Origin of the sequence: Vibrio tapetis subsp. tapetis (assembly GCF_900233005.1) — a bacterium.
In the GTDB taxonomy this organism is placed as follows: domain Bacteria; phylum Pseudomonadota; class Gammaproteobacteria; order Enterobacterales; family Vibrionaceae; genus Vibrio; species Vibrio tapetis.
On sequence record NZ_LT960611.1, the window covers coordinates 394,453 to 414,304 of the forward strand.

General features: G+C 44.2%; 13 protein-coding genes, 4 tRNA genes and 2 pseudogenes. 12 read left to right on the forward strand and 7 right to left on the reverse strand.

Going from position 1 to position 19,852, the window contains the following annotated elements:
• Positions 1-38 precede the first annotated feature (38 nt).
• Positions 39-1,031 (forward strand): 23S rRNA pseudouridine(2605) synthase RluB, encoded by a 993-nt coding sequence (gene rluB / locus VTAP4600_RS01840; protein ID WP_102521244.1) that lies wholly within the window; start codon positions 39-41, stop codon positions 1,029-1,031.
• 87 nt (positions 1,032-1,118) lie between these two features.
• Here rluB and VTAP4600_RS01845 read toward each other — a convergent pair whose 3' ends face one another.
• Positions 1,119-1,439 (reverse strand): HI1450 family dsDNA-mimic protein, encoded by a 321-nt coding sequence (locus tag VTAP4600_RS01845; protein WP_102521245.1) that lies wholly within the window; start codon positions 1,437-1,439, stop codon positions 1,119-1,121.
• A gap of 1 nt (position 1,440) precedes the next feature.
• Complete coding sequence (gene efpL, locus VTAP4600_RS01850; RefSeq protein WP_102521246.1) at positions 1,441-2,007, reverse strand: elongation factor P-like protein EfpL; 567 nt, start codon at positions 2,005-2,007, stop codon at positions 1,441-1,443.
• A gap of 236 nt (positions 2,008-2,243) precedes the next feature.
• On the opposite strand from efpL, the gene VTAP4600_RS01855 reads away from it, so the two are divergent.
• Positions 2,244-3,023, forward strand: a complete 780-nt coding sequence (locus tag VTAP4600_RS01855) for a nucleotidyltransferase domain-containing protein (RefSeq protein ID WP_172443049.1) — start codon at positions 2,244-2,246, stop codon at positions 3,021-3,023.
• Between the two features lie 136 nt (positions 3,024-3,159).
• On the opposite strand, the gene VTAP4600_RS01860 is transcribed toward VTAP4600_RS01855, so the two are convergent.
• The 4 genes and pseudogenes from VTAP4600_RS01860 to VTAP4600_RS01875 form a co-directional block, all read right to left on the reverse strand.
• A complete protein-coding gene (locus VTAP4600_RS01860; protein WP_102521247.1) occupies positions 3,160-4,221 on the reverse strand; it encodes a succinylglutamate desuccinylase/aspartoacylase family protein in 1,062 nt (353 codons plus the stop codon).
• Positions 4,181-5,142 (reverse strand): annotated as a pseudogene (rimK, locus tag VTAP4600_RS01865) (30S ribosomal protein S6--L-glutamate ligase). Before rimK ends, VTAP4600_RS01860 begins: the two are co-directional and overlap by 41 nt.
• Positions 5,142-5,580, reverse strand: a pseudogene (locus VTAP4600_RS01870) (ATP-dependent zinc protease family protein). Before VTAP4600_RS01870 ends, rimK begins: the two co-directional pseudogenes overlap by 1 nt.
• 231 nt (positions 5,581-5,811) lie before the next feature.
• Complete coding sequence (locus VTAP4600_RS01875; protein WP_102521248.1) at positions 5,812-8,187, reverse strand: DNA polymerase II; 2,376 nt, start codon at positions 8,185-8,187, stop codon at positions 5,812-5,814.
• Between the two features lie 435 nt (positions 8,188-8,622).
• On the opposite strand from VTAP4600_RS01875, the gene uvrY reads away from it, so the two are divergent.
• From uvrY to pgsA, 3 genes are read left to right on the forward strand one after another with little or no spacing between them, the layout of a single operon-like run.
• Entirely contained in the window at positions 8,623-9,267 is a 645-nt protein-coding gene (uvrY, locus tag VTAP4600_RS01880) for a UvrY/SirA/GacA family response regulator transcription factor (protein ID WP_102521249.1), read from the forward strand.
• Positions 9,267-11,102: an excinuclease ABC subunit UvrC gene (uvrC, locus tag VTAP4600_RS01885; RefSeq protein ID WP_102521250.1), complete on the forward strand. Its 1,836-nt coding sequence runs from the start codon at positions 9,267-9,269 to the stop codon at positions 11,100-11,102. Before uvrY ends, uvrC begins: the two co-directional genes overlap by 1 nt.
• Positions 11,103-11,149: 47 nt before the next feature.
• A complete protein-coding gene (gene pgsA / locus VTAP4600_RS01890) occupies positions 11,150-11,707 on the forward strand; it encodes a CDP-diacylglycerol--glycerol-3-phosphate 3-phosphatidyltransferase (RefSeq protein ID WP_102523858.1) in 558 nt (185 codons plus the stop codon).
• A gap of 114 nt (positions 11,708-11,821) precedes the next feature.
• On the opposite strand, the gene VTAP4600_RS01895 is transcribed toward pgsA, so the two are convergent.
• Complete coding sequence (locus tag VTAP4600_RS01895) at positions 11,822-13,879, reverse strand: GGDEF domain-containing protein (protein ID WP_102521251.1); 2,058 nt, start codon at positions 13,877-13,879, stop codon at positions 11,822-11,824.
• Between the two features lie 312 nt (positions 13,880-14,191).
• Between VTAP4600_RS01895 and VTAP4600_RS01900 the strand changes: the two genes are divergently transcribed.
• The 7 genes from VTAP4600_RS01900 to VTAP4600_RS01930 all read left to right on the forward strand — a co-directional run bounded on the left by VTAP4600_RS01900 (position 14,192) and on the right by VTAP4600_RS01930 (position 19,849).
• A tRNA-Cys gene (locus tag VTAP4600_RS01900) sits at positions 14,192-14,265 on the forward strand.
• Between the two features lie 3 nt (positions 14,266-14,268).
• A tRNA-Gly gene (locus VTAP4600_RS01905) sits at positions 14,269-14,344 on the forward strand.
• 93 nt (positions 14,345-14,437) lie between these two features.
• Positions 14,438-14,524, forward strand: a tRNA-Leu gene (locus tag VTAP4600_RS01910).
• Between the two features lie 35 nt (positions 14,525-14,559).
• A tRNA-Gly gene (locus tag VTAP4600_RS01915) sits at positions 14,560-14,635 on the forward strand.
• 210 nt (positions 14,636-14,845) lie between these two features.
• The gene (locus VTAP4600_RS01920) at positions 14,846-15,127 is read left to right on the forward strand and encodes a hypothetical protein (RefSeq protein WP_102521252.1); all 282 of its coding nucleotides are present in this window, start codon (positions 14,846-14,848) and stop codon (positions 15,125-15,127) included.
• Between the two features lie 126 nt (positions 15,128-15,253).
• Positions 15,254-16,429 (forward strand): HD domain-containing phosphohydrolase, encoded by a 1,176-nt coding sequence (locus VTAP4600_RS01925; RefSeq protein WP_102523859.1) that lies wholly within the window; start codon positions 15,254-15,256, stop codon positions 16,427-16,429.
• A gap of 531 nt (positions 16,430-16,960) precedes the next feature.
• Entirely contained in the window at positions 16,961-19,849 is a 2,889-nt protein-coding gene (locus VTAP4600_RS01930) for a pyridoxal phosphate-dependent class III aminotransferase (RefSeq protein WP_102521253.1), read from the forward strand.
• Positions 19,850-19,852: the final 3 nt, after the last annotated feature.

The window sequence follows — 19,852 nt, forward strand, 5'->3', positions numbered from 1 at the left end:
ACATTCGACGTCTGTGAAGACGACACATAGGTAAATTAATGAGCGAAAAATTACAGAAAGTTTTAGCACGAGCGGGCCACGGCTCTCGTCGCGAAATTGAAGCTTTGATCAAAGCGAATCGCGTGAGTGTTAATGGCCAAGTGGCCAAGCTAGGTGAACGCCTAGAAGACGATAGTGCGATTGTGCGTATCGACGGCCACAACGTTGCTGTTAAAGATTCTGAAGAAGTAGTGTGCCGCGTATTGGCATATTACAAACCTGAAGGTGAGTTGTGTACTCGTTCTGACCCAGAAGGTCGCCGTACTGTATTTGATCGTCTGCCAAAGATCCGCGGAGCTCGTTGGGTTTCTGTTGGTCGTCTAGATGCAAACACATCGGGTTTGCTGCTTTTCACTACTGATGGTGAATTAGCAAACCGCTTGATGCACCCATCTCGTCAGGTTGATCGTGAATACCTAGTTCGTGTATTTGGTGAAGTGACAGAAGACAACATCCGTAACCTCGTTCGTGGCGTTAAGCTCGAAGATGGTATGGCACGTTTTGAAGACGTGGTATATGCGGGTGGTGACGGCATGAACCACACCTTCTACGTTGTGATCAATGAAGGTCGTAACCGTGAAGTTCGTCGTTTATGGGAATCTCAAGGTTCAACGGTAAGTCGTCTGAAACGTGTTCGTTACGGTGATATCTTCCTAGACAAAAAACTGCCTCGTGGCGGTTGGATGGAAATGGATCTGAAAGAAGTAAACTACCTTCGAGAAATGGTAGAACTTCCACCAGAAGAAAACACCATGATTGACCCAATGAATACGTCTCGCCAGCGCGATCGTTCTCGTAGCCAAAAAATTCGTCGTGCTGTTAAGCGTCACGAAGAGCGTGTAAGTACTCCAGGTGGTCGTTCTAATCAACGTCGTAAGCCTGCGACAAAAGGCAGTAAGCCGGGTACAAAAAACACGACAACCGGTGGCAAGCCAGCACCGCGTAGTGCGAACAAAAACCGCACTGCCAATAAGACACGCGCAGGTCGTTAATATCGCCCGTTGTTATTGAGTCATATAAAAAAACACCTCGCTAAATAGTGAGGTGTTTTTGTATCTCAGTACTTATTTAAGTTTGAGTTAATCGCGCTTCCAAAGCATATGACAAAACTTGTTGTCTGGGTCGCGGCTGATAAGCATGCGAGCAAACACGTCGTCTAATACGTCATCTTCTTCGTTAACTAGGCCAATGCGCACTTCAGCGTAGACTTCTTTATCGACATCAAAGCCGACTTGCTCAGCCCAATCGTCGCCAGTTTCAACTAACTCTGCTGCACCGCGGTCTTCAAATTGCGCAGTAAACAAAATTACGTCAGCGGGTTCTAGGTTTTCAGGCGCCATTTCTAAAAAAATGTCGTAGCCTGCATCAATCACATCATCGTAAGAAATTAGTTCAGACATATTAAGCTCGGTTCATGTATTTCTTTTCAGCGGTGTTAACCACTACGCGATCGCCAGTAGCGATGTATTCAGGCACTTGTACCGTTAGGCCAGTAGACAAACGAGCCGGTTTAGTACGAGCAGAAGCAGATGCGCCTTTAATTGAAGGGTCTGTTTCTTCAATCACAAGTTCAACAGTAGAAGGAAGTTCAAGGCCTGCTGTTTTGTCGTTTACAACCACAACCATCATGCCTTGTGTTTCTTCGTTAATGAACTGTAACTCATCTTCAAGTTCTTCTGCTTTGAACGTGTATTGAGTGTAGTCTTCAGTATCCATGAAGATGTATTCGTCGCCATCGACATAAGAAAAAGACACTTGGCGTTTGAACATATCAACCGTATCAACCACTTCGTCGGCTTTAAAACGTTCGTCAACACGTACGCCTGTTGCTATTTCAAAGCAACGCATCTTGTAAATTTTCGTTCCACCACGGCCGCCTGGTGTCGTTACTTCAATGTCTTTTACTAACAGTGTTTTACCGTTAGATTCAATGGCAAAACCCTTTTTAATCTCACTCGCCCTAGGCATCGATATGTTCCTATATTTGTTATTTGGTTATAGTTTGATAGAAAGAGATTATACCGCCTTCTTTTAAGTTATTCATCTTCTTGTTGCGGGTTTAATTGGCTGTAGTAAGGGGAGGGCAAGACACGTTAAAATGGTAGGCAATAAAGAGAGTTAGTAGGTAAAAATCACATCCATTTCTTGATTGCTAGGTCAAGCTAAGCGAAACTAACTAGGCTACAACTAATCGGAACCCTTTCTTGAACACAAATGCAGCAATATCAATTATTGACCCGAAAGCTCCCTTCCAAGCGGAGTTTGAACCTGTCATAGAAGAATTAAAACGTTACGTGGCTGGTGGTCTCGGAGCAAACCTTCACAGCATCTACTTATTTGGTAGTGTCGCAAGGAAAACAGCTCGTATCGCACATTCAAATATCGATGTGGTTGTGGTTACTCAGCAGCCATTGTCGGAAAAAAGCACCAGCTTAATCAATACGATAAAATGGCGATTTGCTCGAGAGTACCCTCAAATTACTGGCGTTTCTTTTCAATTTGGTGAACTGAGCGATGTACTGAGCTTAGAGGGGATTTTTACTTGGGGTTTTATGCTCAGACATTGTTGTGTCTGCGTAAAAGGTGATGATCTGTCCGAGCGATTCGGCGAGTTTGAACCAAGCTGGGAAATTGCCAAGCATTGGAATATGGACGTAGAAGACTGGTTGTCTGTTTATCGCAATAAAATTGTTCGTGCGGACAATCTCGATGCTCAACTCAAGTCTCAAAAGTTGATTGCCAAAAAGCTGCTGCGTGCTAGTTATTCGCTGATCATGCACAAAGATAAGCAATGGATCGAAAACCCGATCGAATGCGGTAAGGTATTTTTGCGCTATTATCCAAAGAAAAAAGTCGAGATTCAACGCTTGGTGATTTTGCTTTCAGGTAAGCCTGTCCCGAAGCGCTCTGTGATTGGCGTGTTGGATGGTTTTGGTGAGTGGTTGGTTAAGGCTTATCAAAAAACTGAATTTCGAATAGGCTAATAAATATTATCGACAGTTGATTGGTGCGATTAACAATCAGCAAGTATTAAGATAAAAAAGGGGTTGCACACGGCTGAACATCCGGTGCAACCCCTTGGTTTTTTTAAGGTCTACTTAAGCGTTTTAAGGCCAGGATCTAAGATGGTGCTATTTGTCCTGTGGTGATAAGGTCGCTTTCTAAATCGTTCACTTCTTCAATGTATTGATCTAAGGTCTGAACCGCAGCATCGGTCTTGTTACCAAAATAAGCCAGATGGAATACCGCGTCTCCTTCGTTGACCAAAGGTAACGTCTGTTGTCCTATGACTATGCCATCTTTGTGGGCGACAATTTGAGTCTCCGTTTCTCCAAGAGGAGAGCTAATGTATGCCAGTGTCTGACCTTCAACCACTTTCTCTCCTAATGTCACAACGGTTCTTAAAATACCGTCACTGTTCGCGCGAATCCAGCTGGTCGAATTTGCAATGATGGGCTCCGGGTAAGCTTTTCGGCTTGGCCTTAACATGCCCACGGCTTGCATGACGCGCTTAATCCCGAGTAAGCCTGCAGTAATTGAAATGGGCTCAAACCGCAGAGCTTCTCCTGCTTCATAAGTCAGAGTCGGTATGCCCACCAATTCCGCCTCACTTCGTAACGAACCATCTCTTAATGGCGCATCAACGATGACTGGCGTATTAAACGCTTTGGCGATTCGCAGTGTTTCTGGATTACTCAAATTGGCACGTATTTGTGGCAAGTTGGTTCGGTGAATCGCGCCGGTATGCAGATCCAATATGTAGTTGCATCGCAGCGCAACATTGTCGAAAAAAGCACTCGCCATTCTTGATGCTAAGGAGCCTTTATCACTACCAGGGAAGCAGCGATTGAGGTCGCGTCTATCAGGTAGGTAACGAGATTTATGAATGAAGCCAAATACGTTCACAATTGGCACCGCGATAACGGTGCCTCTTAGTTTGTTAGCGTCAATGGATTGAGACAATTGGCGTACTATTTCAACGCCATTAAGCTCATCACCATGGATGGCCGCATTAACCATTACGACTGGGCCTGCGTATTTGCCATTGATCACTTCAATAGGGATTGAAAGTGGTGAATGGGTATATAATTTGGCGCATTCTAATTCGAATGACAGCCTTTTGCCCGGTTGAATGCAATGATCAAGCAGCTGAAACGATTGATTCTTGCGAGTTCTTACCATGGGTTAACTCCTCAATAGTGTTCAATTTTTTTACGGTATTTTTCTTACCCGCCGCTTTTTTCTCAATAAATTCGATGATCATGCCAGCCACGTCTTTGCCTGTCGCCGCTTCGATGCCTTCAAGCCCCGGTGAAGAGTTCACTTCCATTACCAGTGGCCCGCGCTCTGAACGCAGTAGGTCGACACCGGCAACACTCAGGCCCATCGCTTTGGCTGCTGCAATCGCTGTTTTACGCTCTTGTGGTGTAATCTTCACCAAAGATGCGCTTCCGCACGGTGTAGGTTTGAACGAAACTCGCCTTCAGCACCTTGTCGTTTCATTGCTGCGATCACTTTGTCGCCAATAACGAAGCAGCGAATGTCTGCGCCGCCCGCTTCTTTAATGAATTCTTGCACCATGATGTTGGCTTTTAGCCCCATAAAAGCTTCAATAACGCTTTCAGCTGCTTTGCGTGTTTCAGCTAATACAACACCAATACCTTGAGTGCCTTCGAGCAACTTAATCACAACCGGAGCGCCGCCAACCATATCAAGCAGATCTTTTACATCGTCCGGGCGGCTAGCAAAACCTGTAACAGGCATGCCAATGCCTCGGCGAGACAATATTTGCATTGAGCGTAATTTATCGCGTGAACGTGAGATGGCGATCGACTCGTTTACTGCGTATACACCCATGGTTTCAAATTGACGGATGACCGCGGTACCGTAAAACGTCACTGACGCACCAATACGTGGAATCACGGCATCAACACCAGATAACTCTTCACCTTGGTAATGAATTTCTGGTTTGTTTGAGTTGATGTTCATGTAGCAACGTAGAACGTCGACCACTTTTGCTTCGTGACCACGGGCTTCACAAGCCTCGATCAAACGACGAGTAGAATAAAGGTTCGCGTTGCGAGATAGGATGCCAATTTTCATTATTCTTTTTCCTCTGGTTGTAGCAAAAATGATTCGGTCGGATCTACGATGATGCGGTCGTGCATCGCGGTGCGCCCTAATAACATACGGAACACCATGTTTTCTCTGTTGGTCAGTGTTACTTCTATTGGCCAGCTTTCGCCCGCCATGTTGAGCTCTGTTAAAATCACGTATCTTTTTTTCTTCGTGGCCGCCTGAGTCACGCACAATGCGCTGATCAACAACAGGCGCTTCGCATACTGCGACCTCGTCAGTGTGTTGTTGTGGATGAATCCAAAACCGTACCCAAAGCGAATGTTCTTTCGTAAATGTTTCTAATTTAAATGCGTGTAAACAAGACGTGCGCGCACCTGTATCTATTTTCGCTTTGATACCATCTAGGCGAAGTTCAGGTAGGTTGAGGGTTTCGCGCCATCCTACGGTGATCTTCTTATTCATCTAATTAACTTAATCGAGTATTTAACTGGGCAGAGTGCCCAAACGACCGATAGTGTAGGGTGGAGCCCTACCTGCCATATAATGCTATACAACGACTATCGGTGAATGCTTGAGTAGAGAGCCTATGATGAGGCGTTTTCTATTAGGAAGCTCAAGTGGCGCGACTATAATGTTCACGCCACGAAATGTCATACGAATAGTTTTTGTCGTGACGACAATATTTATTGATGATTAGAAGAGGCCGAGTTGAGGCGCGTTGAGAGATTCAAAATCTAACCCGATAAATGGCAATATGGCATCGGCTACCGGTTTGAGTTGCTTATCTATATAGTGCTGATAATCAATTTGACTGGTCAGGTAGTCTTTAGGTTCGGGGCCGTTAACCGTAATTAGGTATTCGATTCGGCCGCGATTTTGATATTGCAATGGCCGACCCAATTCCGCATTTTTCTCATCGGCCATTCTTGCTGCACGCACTTGTGGTGGAATGTTCTTTTGATATTCAGACAACTTGCGGCGTAAGCGCTTTTGATAAATCATCTGGTCGTTAAATTCGCCAGCTTGTGTCTTTAATACGTATTCTCGTATGTAATCACTCGGGTCTTGGTCGTGGAATACCATGTCATACAAGGTTTGCTGAAAAGTTTGTGAAAGTGGAGTCCAATCGGTGCGCGCACTTTCAAGCCCTTTAAAGATGATTTTTTCTTTGTCTTGTTGTTTAATCAAGCCCGCATAGCGTTTTTTAGAACCTGCCTCAGAGCCCCGAATCGTTGGCATTAAGAACTTTCTATAATGGGTTTCGTATTCAAGCTCGATGCAAGATTCTAACCCGTGCTCTTCCAGCAAATGAGCGGTCCACCATTGGTTAATATGCTGGGTTAGGGCTTGTCCAACCTTATCGGCTTCTTCTTGGCTGCAGGCGGCATTCAGGGAGACGAATGTGGAGTCTGTATCACCATAAATAACGGCATAACCCTTGTCTTCTATCAGCACCTTGGTCTGCTTCATGATTTCATGCCCGCGCATGGTGATGGACGAGGCTAGGCGGGTATCAAAAAATCGGCAGCCTGATGAACCTAATACGCCGTAATAAGAGTTCATGATGATTTTAATGGCTTGAGAAAATGCTTTGTCGTTGTTCTTTTTGGCTTCATCGCGAGCAGCCCAAAGATCTTGAATCATCTTTGGTAGAAAATGGGCGCTACGGTGAAATTGCCCGCCTCTAAATCCGGCTACGGAGGTCGAAGGCGTGTTACCTACTTCAAGCTTCAACCCTTCTATAAGCCCCATAGGATCAATGAGGAAACTACGAATAATAGAAGGGTATAGACTCTTAAAGTCCAACACCAATACCGAGTCATACAAGTTGGGAATGGAGTCCATGACGTAGCCGCCTGGGCTTGCCAACCAATTTTCAGGTTGTAGGTTTGGGGCAATATAGTTAGCGCGATGTAATTGTGGTAAATACAGGTTAGTAAAAGCGGCAACCGACCCACCTAAGCGATCCAGCTCTACACCGGTAAGCCGAGTACGTTCGATTGCAAATTCTAACAGGTGCGTATGTTCGAAAATTCGATTGACGAGTTTACAATCCTGTAAGTTGTAGAGCGCCAGTGAAGGTTTGTCATCACGGAACATGCGGTTGATCTCATCCATGCGGTCATGAACATTGTGGATGATCTTACCTTCACCAAGTAACTCCTGCGATACCGATTCCAACGACCAACTTCTAAAGTGGTAAGTCGCTGTTTTGAGGGTATCAATTCCGTCTAAAACGACGCGGCCAGGAATGGTAATAAACCCCTGATTAGACGTGTTGGATTGTCTAAAATGCGCGTTTTGTTTGCCTCGGCCAATTTGGAATGGCAATTTATGCCATTCACAGCGACGCATTAGCAATTTAAAATCGAAATCAACCACTGCCCAGCCAACAATTACGTCCGGGTCAAAGCGTTCGAACCATGTGATAAGGGCTTTTAATAACTGCAGTTCATTCTCGACCCATTCAATGGGTGTTTCGGCTTCTTGTGGAGGGCCGATCATGATGACTCGGCTATCCATTGGGCTATCTAAGCCAATAGAATACAGAATCCCTTTTTCACTGCATTCGATATCTAATGAAACCGAGTGAAGGGTTGGGCGATAATCTGCCGCTTTGCACTTGGCGTTAACGATGCGCGTATATTTCGGTCTGGCCTGAGCTGCTCCAGAGAAGCAAATGCCACCTTGGATGAAGCGCTCCATTAAAAAACGGTCAGTTAGCCGGATATCGTGCTCGTAACAAGCGATGTCTTTTTGCTTTAGCTGTTCTACGGCTTGTCTTTGTGAACGGATTGACGAGAAATACACAGCGCTGGTGGGTTGATGGTCAAATGTCTTTAGCGGCAAGCTTTTCAGCGTATGGGTGATGCTCACTTCTGATAGGAGTTGGCTTACCAGTTTAGCCTCTGATTGCAGAATAAAGAGAACCGACTGCTGGTTAGGTAAAATGAGTTGCGTTGGCCCGTTATCAGTACTCACCCAGAGTTCGATTTGAGCTTGGCCTGAAATGTCTCTTGCTTGGCGAGTTAATACAAAACCGTTTTGAATGCTGACAGGTAGGCTCAATGGAGAAAGCTCAAATAAGAAAATGGCTCGTGATTATATCAAATGTTGCAATGTAATAGTGAACAGGATAAATCTAATTAGGTTACGGGTTTCATCATGGCAATATTACATGAAGTCAATAAGTTAGTTTACCGCACTTTGGTGAAGCTCTGATTCAAACAAAGAGCACTACTTTTGATTGTTCGTTATTGCGACAACGGTAATAGCTGCAATGGCAGTACATTAAATGAACAATAATTCGCGGTAAGGTGATGAAAAATAAACCAATAAGGTGTTTTGTTAACGTCTTTTGGCTTTAGTTATCGCTAAAGTTTGCGTTACGGCACAGATTCAGTGTAAGTTTTTATATGGATTTACGGTATGATGAGCGTACTGTAATTTTTCATCTTAAAGTTAAGATGAAAAGAACCAATTTATAAGTGTGGAGATACAAGCGTGATAAATGTTTTCCTTGTAGATGATCACGAGCTGGTTCGCACAGGGATACGACGTATTATTGAAGACGTCCGTGGTATGAACGTGGCAGGGGAAGCTGACAGCGGTGAAGAAGCGGTAAAATGGTGTCGTACTAATCATACTGACGTCGTCTTAATGGACATGAACATGCCGGGTATCGGCGGTTTAGAGGCCACTAAGAAAATTTTACGTTTTAACCCAGACGTTAAAATTATTGTTTTAACCGTCCATACAGAAAACCCATTCCCAACCAAAGTAATGCAGGCTGGGGCATCGGGCTATCTAACAAAAGGTGCAGGGCCAGATGAAATGGTGAATGCAATCCGTATGGTTAATTCTGGTCAGCGTTATATCTCACCAGAAATTGCCCAGCAGATGGCATTGAGTCAATTTTCTTCTGGATCAGATAACCCGTTTAAAGAGCTATCTGAACGAGAACTGCAGATCATGATGATGATCACTAAGGGTGAAAAAGTTACCGACATCTCAGAGCAGCTGAGTTTGAGCCCTAAAACAGTGAATAGCTATCGCTACAGACTGTTCAGTAAGCTTGATATTAGCGGCGATGTTGAATTAACTCACCTTGCGATTCGTCATGGAATGATAGACACAGAGACTTTGTAGTGTCTGAAGCTGTATTCGATGCAAAATCTTTTCTAAGTACTGTCACCAGTCAGCCCGGCGTGTACCGAATGTATAACGCCGAGTCGACGGTGATTTATGTCGGCAAAGCCAAAGATCTTAAAAAGCGCCTTTCCAGTTATTTTCGCGCTAAAGTTGATAACGAGAAAACCCGCGCATTAGTCAGCCATATCGACAAAATCGATGTGACCGTGACGCATACCGAAACCGAAGCGCTCATTCTTGAGCACAACTACATCAAGCAGTATTTACCAAAATACAACGTGTTACTGCGTGATGATAAGTCTTATCCCTATATTTTTATTAGTGGTCATAAACACCCGCGTTTATCTATGCATCGTGGCGCTAAAAAGAAGAAAGGGGAGTACTTTGGTCCTTATCCAGACTCTGGTGCTGTACGTGAGACTTTGCACCTTCTGCAAAAAATATTCCCAGTAAGACAATGCGAAGATACGGTTTATGCTAATCGTACACGGCCATGCTTGATGTACCAAATTGGGCGCTGCGCAGCGCCTTGTGTATCGAGTGTGATCAATGATGAAGATTATGCCGAGCTGGTTGGGTATGTGCGCCTATTTTTGCAAGGTAAAGATCAACTCGTACTCGAGACATTAATTGCGAAAATGGAACAGGCGAGCATGGCACTGCGCTTTGAAGACGCCGCCAAACTTCGTGACCAAATCCAAGCAATTCGTCGTGTGCAAGAACAACAATTTGTTTCTGAAGACAGCATGGACGATTTAGATGTGCTCGGCTTCTCCCATGAAAATGGCATTGCCTGTATTCACATTCTAATGGTCCGTCAGGGTAAGATTTTGGGCAGTCGTAGTCATTTCCCTAAGATCCCAAATAATACGGATAGGCAAGAAGTGTTCGAGAGCTTTCTTAGTCAGTACTATCTCAGCCACAGTGAAACGCGTACCTTGCCGAGCAAGCTAATTCTTAATGATGACTTGCTGTTAGACCAAGAGCCGATGAGAGCCGCTATTAGCAATATTGCTGGACGTAAGGTGACATTTCATACCAACCCTAATGGTGTGCGCAGTAAGTATCTAAAATTGGCTAATACCAACGCGTTGACGGCAATTACCACTAAGATTAACCACAAAATGACCATAACCCAGCGAGTAAAAGCGCTGCAAGAAGAATTCGGTTTTGAGTCTATTCGCCGTATGGAATGTTTCGATATCAGTCACACTATGGGCGAAAGTACGATTGCCTCGTGTGTGGTGTTTAATCATGAAGGCCCAGTTAAGCAAGAGTATCGCCGTTACAACATCACAGGCATTACCGGCGGTGACGATTATGCTGCGATGGGGCAGGTGCTAGAGCGCCGCTATTCCAAGCAGTTAGACGTTGATAAAATCCCAGACATTATCTTCATCGATGGTGGTAAAGGGCAGTTAAACCGAGCTTATGAAATCATCACTCAGCATTGGGAAGACTGGCCCAAGCGGCCACGTTTGATTGGCATTGCAAAAGGGGTGACTCGAAAGCCGGGCTTAGAAACCTTGATCACCACCGATGGCGAAGAGTTTAATTTACCAAGCGATGCGCCTGCATTGCATTTGATCCAACATATTCGAGATGAAAGTCATAACCATGCCATTGCCGGTCACAGGGCAAAGCGTGGAAAAACACGTCGCACTAGTTCTCTAGAGGGGATCGAAGGGGTCGGACCGAAACGTCGTCAAGCCTTACTTAAATATATGGGCGGATTGCAAGAACTAAAACGTGCAACTGTTGAAGAAATAGCCAAAGTGCCAGGTATTAGCAATTCTTTAGCAGAAAACATCTATCAAGCATTGAAACAATAAGGAATTTATCGCACCATTAACCCGCGATGTCTAAGAGCCTAAATACTATGCGTTTTACCATACCAAATATACTTACTTTACTGCGTCTGATACTTATCCCGGTATTTGTGGTGGTTTTCTACTTACCATACCAATGGGCACCAGTTGCAGCTGCAATGGTATTTTGGGTGGCAGGCTTTACTGATTGGCTTGATGGCTTATTGGCCCGAAAGTTAGGCCAAACCTCTCGTTTCGGTGCATTTCTTGACCCGGTAGCCGATAAAGTCATGGTGGCGACCGCCTTAATCCTGATTACGGAAGACTACGCGTCCATTTGGATAACCATTCCCGCTATTACAATGATTGCCCGTGAAATTATTATTTCGGCATTACGAGAGTGGATGGCGGAGATTGGCAAGCGTGCTAGTGTGGCCGTTTCTTGGGTTGGTAAGGTTAAAACTGTCGCGCAGATGTTTGCTCTCTGGGTGCTTATTTGGCAGCACAACGAAATAATGGTTTGGGTTGGTTATGCGGCGCTGTACATCGCGACAATTTTAACCTACTGGTCGATGATGCAGTACTTAAAGGCTGCAAAAGATGACCTTCTTGATGAAAAGCATCAATAGATTAGTCATTTTGTATTAGATTAGAAAAGCGAGCTTTGATAGCTCGCTTTTTGCGTTTTATGGCCGATCAATTTTTTGAGGCAGTTTATCGCTGTGTTAGTCCTCGATAGGGCTTTACGTATAGTACTGCTCTACATATCGGTTTCGGCCCATACGTTTGGCTTGATAGAGCGCCATGTCTGCTTTATGTAGGCAGTGACTCAAGGTAAGTTTTTGAGCCTGATTTTGTATATGCGCTATTCCAATAGACAAAGAGAGCCTGTCAGCACAGTGCGACTTTGCATTGGGCAAGTTAAACTGATACAAGGCTTCTTGTAACCTTGTTACATGGTTACTCACGTGTTCAGCGCTATGTGAATGCACAATGACGACAAACTCATCACCCCCATATCGATACACCTTTGCTTCAACACAACCAAAAAAGTCAGAAATTAGATTGGCAATGCCAACTAACGTCTCATCTCCCTTAATATGGCCATAGTGGTCATTGAATTCTTTATAGCAATCAATATCAAACATTAAAAATGACAACTGCTTTGGCGGCGTCAGCATTAAATCTTCAAAGTGAATATCCAAAGATTGTCGATTCCACAACTGGGTTAGGTGATCCGTTTGAGACAGTTTGGTGAGTTTCTTCCTATTAAGCTGATTTTCAATGGCAATGGACATATAAGTTGCTAGCTGTAAAAACAACTCATAGTGATAGGTTTGATAAGCAAAGCATTGAATTGATTGCATAGTGAAGACGGCTTTCACTTTTCCATCAATGCTAATTGGTGCAAACATGAGAGAGTTGTTCCCTTCATGTATAGCGGTACCGTTGAGTAATTGCTGCTTTTTTTGAGCATCCATATTATTAAAATACAAGGGACGATTGTTTCTTGCACAGTATTCGAAAAAGGATGCTTCATCACCGAATGTTAACGAGAATGGCTGTTTTACTTCGCCCTCATCGTAATAGTGCTCAATGTGCATTTGTTGTTTATCTGGGTGGTAAAAAGCGATCGCAAGGGTATCGATAATAAACAGCCTTGAAAGGTCATTGGTCAACTGACTGATTATGTCTTTAAAATTGTCACAGGTACTAATGTATTGGCCAATGTTATTAACCATCGATAAATTGCTGTTGATGTCTTGCGCTGACTCTAATTTGAGTCGATCCATATTCAATTGATAGATCTGTTGCAAATAAGACGTTTCACGCGCTCGAGCGCTCTGACGTGCTTTTTGATAAGAATGAAGTAGTAGGTCGTAGTTTCTTTGCTTATCTTTAAAGTCATCTTGCTCATCCATCCGCTTGAGCAACAAGTCATTAAAATCGTCAATGAGCTTATCCGTACCCACTTGTTTGGCGAGATCCAGCCCCTCATTTAAGTAGACGTCAAGCCGCTCAAACTGGCGTGTCTCAAGTAAAACATGGCACAAATCTAATGTCATTTCGGCTTGGTAGTACTGGTGATGACAATTTTTGATGGCGAGAATAGCGGACAAAAAGCGCTGCTCTGCTTCTTTATATTTGCCTTGAACCTGAAAATATCGACCTTTCGCTTGATAGTAAAAGCTGAGGTAGCGCTCGTTTGATTGGATCAAAGGCTTAAGATGTTGCAGCGTGGCTAATGAGTTAGGGAGTCGATTGAGTTTTATGTAGACATTCGCGACGTTGATATACGAAAGAAGTGAGTATTCATGCTGGCCTAGGGTTTCAACAAGAGAGATGGCCTTAGAGAAATACGTTAGCGCTTCTTCATTTTTGTCTAGTTGCTCTAGTAAATCGCCAATGTTGTTTTGTATCAAGGCGTATAGAATATCATCTTGAAAATTCTGTATGTTTTCGGCTTTGGTTAGAAACTCACTTGCGTGAAGATGATCACCGAGCATGCCAAAGATGGTGCCGATGTTAAAGTAAGAGAAATGCAGTAAGTATTCTTGATGCGCGCTATTGCACAGCGAGACGCAATCAAAAAACTGTTTCATGGCAGGAATAAGCTCACCGTTACGATACTGAGCATAACCTTCATAAACTGCTTGATACTCTAGTGGGACATGAATGTTTTGTTTGTTTGCCAATATTTGCAAGTTTTGCAGTTTCTGAAGAACTTCATCTGCACTTGCGGTTGTTGGCAAATGGCGAATATCATCGACGAGGTATGACAACCATTTAGCGCTGTTCATCTGTGATTCCTTTCATTCAGATAAGGCGAGTTAGTTTGTATCAGCGAAGGCTAATTAACTTTGAAGTATAGCAGTGTTTCATAAGAGATCTTAATAAAAATTGATAAATACATCAGGAAGGGTTTTGAGGTAACTTAGGTCCTCGTTATGCAAGACTAAAACGCTATAAAAATAGTCAAAGTAACCATTTTTGGACGTATTTTGTTCAAACGATACGAAAACGCAAAAAATAGGGTTGACGTTGTCGCTCGAATCCGTAAAATCCCATCCCGTACTCAAGAGGAACTCACTAAGAGTTTTGAAGTTTACGTTGGCGTGTTGGCAGAGTGGCTATGCAGCGGATTGCAAATCCGTGGACCTCGGTTCGACTCCGGGACGCGCCTCCATTTGCGATACTAGCTCAGTTGGTAGAGCGCAACCTTGCCAAGGTTGAGGTCATCGGTTCGAACCCGATGTATCGCTCCAAATTATAAGATATGGCGAAAGCGGTATCGAAGATGGTGTCTAACCGTTCTCATAGAGAACACATTGGTTAGGAGCATCGCAACAAGTTTGCGTGCCCTGGTGGTGGAATTGGTAGACACAAGGGATTTAAAATCCCTCGGCGTTCGCGCTGTGCCGGTTCAAGTCCGGCCCGGGGCACCATCTATAAAAGTCTGTATTTTTTGAAATGCAGCAATGCGATACTAGCTCAGTTGGTAGAGCGCAACCTTGCCAAGGTTGAGGTCATCGGTTCGAACCCGATGTATCGCTCCAGTTTCTAAAATAGAAAATTAAAAGCCCGATCAGAAATGATCGGGCTTTTTCTATTGGTCTTATAAACATGTTGTTTCCTAAACACTCTCTGTCTCCTAAACACCTCACTCGTCTTCCGTTTTTACTTTTCACATTCTCAGCTTTGATACATCGTATTTTTTTCAATAAGCTAAAATATGAGTAGGCATCAAGTGCTGGTGGGAGGCGATTATGTCTGTAACCTCAAAACACACAGGACCGAACAAACACTACGATCCAAGCTTGGATTTGACCAACGAACAGCGTCACCGCTTTACTAGAGTCGCGAATAAAGCGGCTGATAACCGTGCTAGAAAGCAAGCTTTGAATAAGCAGGAGCATGGTGTTGTTCATGACCCAGTTGAAGAGCCAATAAAGGACAACAGAGAATCTCAGCCTAATTGGCTACGCGTCATCATCTGGAGTTCTGTTATCGGCTTATTATGGGGTTGGATATTATTCATGACAGGTTGACTCGCTAGAGTTTGAAGCTAAGCGGGTAACATCAGATATGAAGTACTTATTGTTGACCAATTCAACAATAAGTACTGGTGTCATGAACTATACTTTTGCTAATGAAGTTCAATGGGGCATCGCGTCATGTTAGATATTAACCAGTATGAGGAAGAGATTCAGCATGAGTCTCTAAATGATTTTTTTGATGATTTTAGAGAAGCACATGAACGCTGTGAGATCATACTGATTGAATTAGAACACACACCCGACAGCACGGACCTACTCAACGATTTGTTTCGTGTTGCTCATACCATAAAAGGCAATCTCATTTATGTTGGCCTTGCCTCGATCACCCCAATCATGCAGAGTCTAGAAGATCTTTTAGACTATATCCGAAAAGGGTACCTGCATTACGATAGCCTGCTTTGTGACGTAATTTTGCTGTCTTTAGATCGCACCAAGAAAATGGTAGAAGCGAGAATTGATGACAAGCCTCTGCCGATGTCTGAAAGTGTCATCAACAGTGTGTGTGAAAATATCACCATGATTGCGGATGTAAAACGGGAAGAGCGTGAGAAATACGTAAAAAAAATCCTTATCGCGTTGGATCCAAGTGCCGTTATTAAACAAGAACCTAAGCCTGAACAAAGCCTTAAAGCGGTACCAGAGTTACATAATTACCAAGAGCCTGATACCGTTCAATTTAAACAATTGTCAGAGATGCTCACCGATTACGGTATTCCCCTTGATGAAGATCTCCACTTTTATATGGGAATGGTGACGCCACTCGAAAATCGCAGTCATTATTGGCGTGGGCGCACCGCAAGGCAATTGTTTTTGTGTATGGAAATGAACCGTCTTGCTGGGTACCCTGTAGATAAAACCCAGCTCGCTGTTGCGGTAATGCTGCATGATTTAGGTATGTCATTCATGCCGCTTACTATCTTGAATAAGAAAGGTCCCATCACTTCGAAAGAGCGTGATTCACTTCATAACCATCCAAACTCTGGCTACCTGTTGTTAAACGAGTCCATCCACTGGCATGACGCAGCGGTGATGATCCTTCATCATCACGAACAGGTCGATGGTTCAGGTTATCCAAGCCACTTAACTCAAGATCAAATCTGTGAGGGGGCTAAAATTCTCAGTATTGCAGACACCTTTGATGCCAGAACACATGAACGCGCGCACGTCACGCTTTTACGTAGGCCTTTGGTGCGTACCATCGTTGAGATTAACAACTTTAAAGGAACCCAATTTGATGTGAAATGGGTCAGCATATTCAACCAGGTTGTTAAGTTACATTTTAAATCACAATAGCGGAGATCAGAGTCTTCAAAAGCCCTGCGGTGGCGAGTGTTTAGTAAGTCGTTCTATCGAGAGAATTTTACTTGTTTTACGTAAATCATAAGTAAGTTCACGGTGACAAAATTTTATTGCGTTGACTATTACTAAAATGTTATTCTCCGCCGCAATCTTGAATCGATTTGATAAAATCTGTTCTTGGGAAACGCACAGTGCCAAGCTGATTGTGACACTGTGTAGGGTAGGTATTAAGCCACACTCCGGCTTAATAGATGGGATGAACAACGCCGTGAACGGTGTTATGACGGGAAGCCCAACATGAATATTTTTTCTTTTCTTTGCTTTGCAACATCAGCTTCGTACTTCCAAACTGCAGTATTATTACTGAGCCTTGAGAACACATATCTTTTTTAGCTTTCAAAGCTAACGTATTCCTGTATCTGTCAACTCAGATTTAGGTCTTTGTTACGCGTTACGTTTAACCACCATGCGATGGGGTAAATGTGCGTATACAAGCTGCATTGCGGCACTTTAAGGTATGACATTATGAGTTCTGTAATTGAACTAGAAACCGCGGTTTCAACCTCTCCATTTGCTACTGATATTCCTACATTTTCGGGCGTATATGACTTAACACCTGATGCATTATTGTTGGAACAGCAAGAACACGAATCTGAAGTTCGCTCGTATCCACGTAGATTACCAATCGCTATCAATAAGGCGCACGGCGCACTCATTGAAGATACGCGCGGCCAGCTATTTCTCGATTGTCTTGCGGGGGCGGGTACGTTGGTTCTGGGGTACAACCACCCTGAGATCAATCAAGCGATAAAAGATCAGCTAGATGCTGGTTTGCCTTATCAAACACTTGATATTACCACTCACGCTAAAGATACGTTTATTAAACGAGTAAAAGCATTTTTGCCGGAAGATCTTGCCACCCACTCTGCGATTCAGTTTTGTGGCCCATCGGGAGCCGATGCGGTTGAAGCGGCGATAAAGCTTGCCAAACAAACCACAGGCCGAAATACCATGTTCGCATTTCGTGGTGCTTACCACGGTATGACCAATGGTACGATGGGAATGATGGGCAATACGGGCACAAAAGAGCGCCGTACTGGCCTCATGTCTGATGTGCACTTTATGCCGTTTCCATACAGTTTACGTTGCCCGTTTGGTTTAGGCGGTGACGAAGGTGCTAAAGCAAGTATCCGATACATCGATCGTCTACTTAATGATGATGAAGCTGGCATCATGAAGCCTGCTGCGATTGTCGTTGAGCCAGTTCAGGGCGAAGGTGGCGTGATACCAGCTCCTGCGTTTTGGTTGCAAGCGCTTCGCCGTATTTGTGATGAGCACGGCATCCTGCTGATCTTCGATGAAATCCAATGTGGTGTAGGAAAAACCGGTCATAATTTTGCATTTGAAGAGTCCGGTGTTTCTCCTGATATTTTGTGCTTATCAAAAGCGATCGGTGGCGGATTACCAATGTCTTTGTTGGTGTTCAAGAAAAGCATCGATACGTGGAAAGCCGGTGAACATACGGGCACCTTCCGAGGGAACCAACTTGCTATGGTATCCGGAGCAAAAGCACTAGAAATCATTGAGCGAGATAACCTCGTTGAACACGCTAATGTCGCGGGGCAGTACTTACGCATGGGCCTTGAAGGCATTGCTAAACGAGTAAACTGTATTGCTGATGTGCGTGGTAAAGGTCTCATGTTGGGGCTAGAAATCGTGAAGGCCAACGGTGAAAGCAATAAATTCGGCGAACCTGCTTCAGACGGCGACTTAACGCTGGCGATTCAACGAGCGGCGCTTGAGCGTGGCTTGATGGTTGAGAAAGGCGGCCGTGATGGTTCGGTTATTCGTTTTCTGCCACCGATCATCATTTCATTCGAACAAATCGATTTTGCGCTTCGTGTAATGGAAGAAGCCATTGTTGCAGCCGGTGGTGGCGTTAAAGCTTCTCAACCCGTTAATGAGCAATGGAAAAAGCACTTCATTCAAACGGGTGAGCAGGGTGCCGATGAATTTGCGGCAGTCATGAATCACACAACCTCTGCGATGAAGCAATTGTTTGAACAAGTTGATAAACCATACTCTGGAATGGAGCCCAACCTGTTGGAATCATTAATCCAGTCGGTGGATCTGGATTCAAATAACATGACGTTGCAGCAAGTCATTTCTGAGACAACCGATTTGGTCGCTAAGAATTCAATATTTACCCAGCACCCAAATTGTATCGCCCACCTGCATACTCCTCCATTAATGCCCGCTATTGCCGCGGAAGCGATGATTGCCGCGTTAAATCAGTCAATGGACTCTTGGGATCAGGCTTCTTCGGCGACGTACGTAGAGCAACGAGTGGTCGATTGGCTGTGTGATAAATATGAGTTAGGCGCTGATGCGGATGGTATTTTCACAAGTGGTGGAACACAAAGCAACCAAATGGGTTTGCTTTTGGCTCGCGACTGGATTGCTGACAAATTAAGTGGTCACTCGATTCAAAAGCTGGGTCTTCCTGACTATGCCGATAAGCTTCGAATCATCTGTTCGAAAAAATCACATTTCACCGTTCAAAAATCCGCTTCTTGGATGGGGCTTGGTGAGCAAGCGGTACTAACTGTTGACACGAATAGCAATGGCACAATGGATTGCACGCAACTTGAGTACGTTGTCGCGCAGGCCAAAGCCGAAGGTCTGATACCTTTTGCGATTGTTGGAACAGCAGGGACAACCGATCACGGCGCAATGGACGATCTTAATAGCATTGCAGATCTGGCCAGTCGTCATGATCTTTGGATGCATGTTGATGCCGCTTACGGTGGGGCACTGATCTTAAGCCAGTACAAAAACCGTCTAAACGGCATAGAAAGAGCAGACTCATTGAGTGTGGACTTTCATAAGCTCTTCTATCAAACAATCAGCTGTGGCGCGGTGTTACTTAAAGACAAATCGAAATTTAAGTACTTACTTCATCATGCTGATTACCTTAACCGTGAGCATGATGAACTTCCAAATCTGGTCGATAAATCGTTGGCAACAACGAAACGCTTTGATGCGCTCAAAGTCTTTATGACAATGCAGAGTGTTGGTCCAGAAGTACTTGGTGAAATGTACGATCATCTCATTGAGCAAACGGTTGAAGTCGCCGAACTGGTGAGCTCGCATAATAATTTAGAGTTGTTGGCAGAGCCTTCTTTATCCACGGTTCTGTTCCGATGTAACCATCAAGGTGTCAAAGAACTCGATCAGTTAAACCAACTTGTTCGAGTTGAAGCGTTAGTGCGTGGCATCGCCGTATTGGGTGAAACCACGGTAGAAGGCAAATCGGCTCTGAAATTTACAATATTAAATCCTTGTCTGGCTTTGTCGGACTTTGAAAATCTATTAAATCAAATTGATACGCTGGCTTTAGAGCTCGCAAAATAAGGG